The sequence below is a fragment of the Pseudomonadota bacterium genome, from assembly GCA_018823135.1.
GTDB lineage: Bacteria > Desulfobacterota > Desulfobulbia > Desulfobulbales > CALZHT01 > JAHJJF01.
In genome coordinates this window covers 1-4,646 of sequence record JAHJJF010000109.1, presented here as the reverse complement: position 1 = coordinate 4,646, position 4,646 = coordinate 1, and the positions used below count along the sequence as shown (strand labels likewise).

General features: G+C 48.1%; 4 protein-coding genes. 3 read left to right on the top strand and 1 reads right to left on the bottom strand.

Annotation, left to right across the window (positions count from 1 at the left end):
* A partial coding sequence (locus KKE17_12150) for a U32 family peptidase (protein ID MBU1710749.1) occupies positions 1 to 1,029 on the bottom strand: 1,029 nt, incomplete at its 3' end.
* Positions 1,030 to 1,237: 208 nt separating this feature from the next.
* Here KKE17_12150 and mnmA point away from each other — a divergent pair.
* From mnmA to KKE17_12135, 3 genes are all read left to right on the top strand, one after another.
* Entirely contained in the window at positions 1,238 to 2,308 is a 1,071-nt protein-coding gene (gene mnmA, locus KKE17_12145) for a tRNA 2-thiouridine(34) synthase MnmA (GenBank protein ID MBU1710748.1), read from the top strand.
* Between the two features lie 79 nt (positions 2,309 to 2,387).
* A complete protein-coding gene (gene mtaB / locus KKE17_12140; protein MBU1710747.1) occupies positions 2,388 to 3,722 on the top strand; it encodes a tRNA (N(6)-L-threonylcarbamoyladenosine(37)-C(2))-methylthiotransferase MtaB in 1,335 nt (444 codons plus the stop codon).
* 291 nt (positions 3,723 to 4,013) lie between these two features.
* The coding region (locus KKE17_12135; GenBank protein MBU1710746.1) for a competence/damage-inducible protein A at positions 4,014 to 4,646 on the top strand (633 nt) is incomplete at its 3' end.

Sequence of the window (4,646 nt, the reverse complement as noted above, 5' to 3'; positions counted from 1 at the left end):
GTCTGACCCGGCTTTTCGCACCACACCCAGCGGCGCATGTGCCTGCTGGATTTTTGGTCCATCATAGAGCATGTCATCGGTTTGGGGCGGGCCCTCATAAAAATTGTCGGTATAGCCGCGAGATCCTACCTTGTAAAGCTCCTCCATGAATTCTTTTGGAAGATTTTTTGCCTCATCTGGATTAATTTCACTTGTTTCGCTTATATAATCCAGTGCCGCCCGGTAAGTGCGGGTGACCGCGGCAACGTAATAAAGACTTTTCATCCGGCCTTCAATTTTAATTGCATCAACCCCGGCCGCAACCAGCGCCGGCAACCTGTTGATCAGGCAAAGATCTTTTGAATTGAAAATGTATGTTCCCCTGCTGTCTTCTTCCACCGGAAAGAATTTATCCGGTCTTTTTTCTTCCAGGAGTTTGTAGCTGTATCGGCAGGGGTGAGCGCAGTCTCCCCGGTTGGCATCTCTGCCGGTGAGATACAGGCTTAAATTGCAGCGGCCTGAATAGGATATGCACAAAGCGCCGTGGACAAAGATTTCTATCTCTGCGGTCAGTTGATTTTTTATGGTGGCTATTTCAGCAAGACCTAATTCCCTGGCGAGATTGAGGCGCGAGACCCCCTGATTCTGCCAGAAAAGAGCGCTTTCGGTATTGGTGACATTGGCTTGGGTGCTGAGATGGATGGGCAGAGTCGGGACTGTTTTTTGGGCCACCGCGAGGATCCCCGGATCAGAAATAATCAAGCCGTCCGCACCTGCCTGTCCAAGAAAAGCAAGATATTCTCCGAGCCTGTCAAAGTCCCGGTTATGGGCGAAGATGTTTACCGTGATATAGACACGGACACCATGGGAGTGCGCATGGGAAATAGCCTGGGTGATTTCGTCATCGCTGAACGTTGCATGGGCTCGAAGGCTATACTGTTGGCCGGCCATGTATACGGCATCAGCGCCGTAGTGGATAGCTGTTTTTAGCTTGTCCAGGCTGCCCGCCGGAGCGAGCAACTCGGGTTTTGATCTTTCTTTTTTTTGCATATTGATTTATCTATCCGTAATAACAAGAAAACCTAAATTGATGGTCTCGAAAAAAAGTCACTGAAGCAAAAGGTCCACCAACAAAATCAACCGGTTATAATGCAAGTCGATGAAATCAGTTTTATTTAAGATTTCATCATTTATTAATAGAGCCTCCGCCAATCAGGGGCTAAGCCATATGGGAACAGCGGTATTTTTTCTAAAGCCTATGAGTATTTCCGACAAAGTACTAGGAAAAGCCGTAACCGTTGCGATGAGCGGCGGGGTTGATAGTACCACAACCGCCGCTTTATTGAAACAGGCGGGCTGTGATGTTCGTGGAGTTTTTATGGCACTTGCTCAGCCTGATCTCCAGGTGCAGGTTGAGAAAGTCAAAGGGATTGCGGCGCGGCTTGAAATTCCCCTGGAAGTTATCGATCTCAATACCCAGTTTCAAAAAGAGGTGCTTGATTATTTTGCGAGCAGTTATTTTATGGGGAAGACGCCAAACCCCTGTATTGTCTGCAACCGTGAGATAAAATTCGGCCTGCTGATGAACCGGGCTCTTGAATCCGGTGGAGAGTACTTTGCAACAGGACATTATGTAAGAGTGCAACAGAACACAGATGGTATTTTCAAGCTTTTAAAGGGCTTGGACCGAAAAAAAGATCAGTCATATTTCTTATGTCGCCTCACTCAGGAGCAGTTGAGCAGATTGGTTTTCCCCTTGGGCGGGTTTATCAAGGATCATGTGTATGAAATTGCCGCCGGGTTCGGTTTTACCGGGTTTCATAAAGGCAAAGAGAGTCAGGATGTATGCTTTTTAGCCGAGACCAGTGTTGGTGATTTTTTAGCTGCGACGGGGAAAGATCAGGAAAATACCGGCGAAATTGTCACCATGGAAGGCCGGGTTCTGGGCAGGCATGAGGGAATTCACCGGTTTACGGTGGGTCAGCGCCGGGGACTGGGTATTCCGGACAGCACCCCGTATTATGTGCTTGATCTGGATGCGCAAAATAATCAGGTTGTGGTCGGAAAGGATACAGATCTGTGGCACGACTCCATGATAGTCAAAGAGATGAACTGGCTTTCCGGAAAAGCTCCGGAGTTGCCTGCGCAATTTACTGTAAAGATCCGTTACCGGCATCAGGCCGCGGCAGCAAACGTTGAGATGCTTGCCGACAACAGGTTGGAAATCAGCTTTAATGACCGGCAACGGGCGATTACCAAGGGGCAGTTTGCCGCTTTGTATGATGGGGAAGAATTGATCGGCGGTGGCGAGATCCTTTTAAAGGGTTAGTACTTTTGGGAGTGCATTTGCCAGAAGCCCGAGATCCGGTAGAAGAAACATGGAGGCATAACAGAGGTATTTTTTTTAGATGCAAGAAAAGAAAAAAACAAAACCGAAACGCACGGTTGCCCTGACCTCCCTTGGATGCAAGGTGAACCAGTTTGAAACCGCCTCTTTTGTCTCCGCCCTGGAGGAACAGGGTGTTGATGTGGTGCCGTTTACCGAGCCTGCGGACATTTATATAATTAACACCTGTGCGGTTACCTCCAAGGCAGGAGCGCAATCCAGACACTTAATCCGCCGGGCGTTGCGTACAAATCCCAAGGCGCGAATCATTGTTACCGGCTGCTATGCCCAGATTGCCTCCAGCGAAATTCTGGAAATCGGTGATCAGCCGATCTGCATCGTCGGCAACGGCAACAAACATCGGCTGGTTGATATCGCCCTTGCAACAGATTATTGCGATCTCGAGATGTACACCGGCGATATCAGCGTCAAGAAAGAAATAGCCTTCCTGCCGGTGAAGCGTTTTGCCGGGCGGACAAGGGCGTATCTTAAGATTCAGGACGGCTGCAATCGTTTCTGCTCGTATTGCATTGTTCCTTATGCCAGAGGCAGAAGTCGCAGCCTGAAGCTTGACCAGGTACTGGACCAGGCCGATGTTTTTGACAAAGAAGGCTATCAGGAAGTTGTGTTAACCGGTATCCATGCCGGGCTTTACGGCCTGGATCTCGATCCTCCCCTGGAACTCATTGACTTGATCAAGGCCCTTGAAGCCGGGGAAACCGGGTTTCGCTACCGGATGAGTTCTCTCGAGCCCACAGAAATTTCTACGGAAATGTTACAAGTGATGAAAGATTCGCAACGATTTATGCCACATCTTCATGTTCCTCTGCAAAGCGGCGATGATGGTATATTAAAAAAGATGAACCGGCGTTACGCGTCTGATGATTTCAGAAAGATTATTGAGAAATGTCAACAGTTGGTGCCGGAAATATCTATCGGTGTGGATGTGCTGGTTGGATTTCCCGGCGAAAGCGATGAAGCCTTTGGAAACACCGTTCGGCTGCTTGAGAATTTACCCGTTGCCTACCTGCATGTTTTTCCTTACTCCAAGCGCCCCGGCACCCTGGCTGCCAGTATGCAGGACCAGATTCCCAAAAACATCAAGGAAGAACGGGTCGCCCGGCTACGGGAGCTGGATCATAAAAAACGCACCGCCTTTTACGGGAAACAGCTTGGAAAAGTGTTCAAGGTGCTTGCGGAATCGGAAAAAAATAAATTTCGTTTAATGAAAGGCTTTACAGAAAATTATGTTCCTGTTTATTTTGAGGCACCGCACAATTCGATCAATCGGATCGTTGAGGTGAAAATTGAGCGCCTCGTGGACAGGAATGTATTTGGCCGAATCGTATCTTTTTGAGAAAAAAAGACTGAAACACCTTGATTGGTCGATTCAAACGTGGACAGCAAATTCGCCGAATGAAGCACCAGGAAACTCAATCTTTGGCTTTCTCACTTTTTGTGGATTGTTTTTGGTATTTGTAGAACGGACATTAGAATTTTTTGAAAAGTAAATAAAATTAACCACATAACCCTCGCATCAAGAGGGCGCGGCCTTGTCCGGCAACGCATTGTGCCCGCACCTCATGCAGGTTATCATATGGTAAACTGAAAAATTGTTTGGCTTAGGCGTGATATAAACGAGGTCTTGATGATCGGAGAAATAATAGCCATCGGCGATGAATTGACTTCCGGCAGAATTCTGAATTCCAACAGTTATTTTGCCGCAAGCCAGCTTTTTGCCGCAGGGCATGAAATAGTTTCCATGTCAGCCATTGGCGATTCTTCAGAAGCCATCGGCGGCGCTCTCAAAAAAGCCTTGGCCCAGGCTGATTTTGTCGTGGTCACCGGGGGTCTCGGCGCAACAACTGATGACAAGACCAACGAGGCGGTTGCAGAAGCCCTTGCTCGACCGGTTACCTTTTATCCGGAAATATATGAAAAAATAAAGGACACCCCACAGGCAAGTGACTCAAAGGGCCTGAGTCTTGAAAAACTTGCCTGGCTTCCCTCTGGGGCTGAAATATTAAAACCCGAAGCAAAAATGGCCGGCTATCTTTTGTATCATGAAGAAAAACCGGTTTTCTTTCTGCCCGGCGTACCCTATGAAATGAAAGAACTGCTGGTTGACTGTGTTATTCCGCACCTTGAGGCGATGCCGGATAATCACTCCCGGGGGGTGTCTCAGAAAGTATATAAGGTTTTTGGTCTCCCTGAGACCGAGGTGAACAGTAAACTCAAGGATATCGAAAACAAGGATGAACGTATCCGCATCGGCTATTAC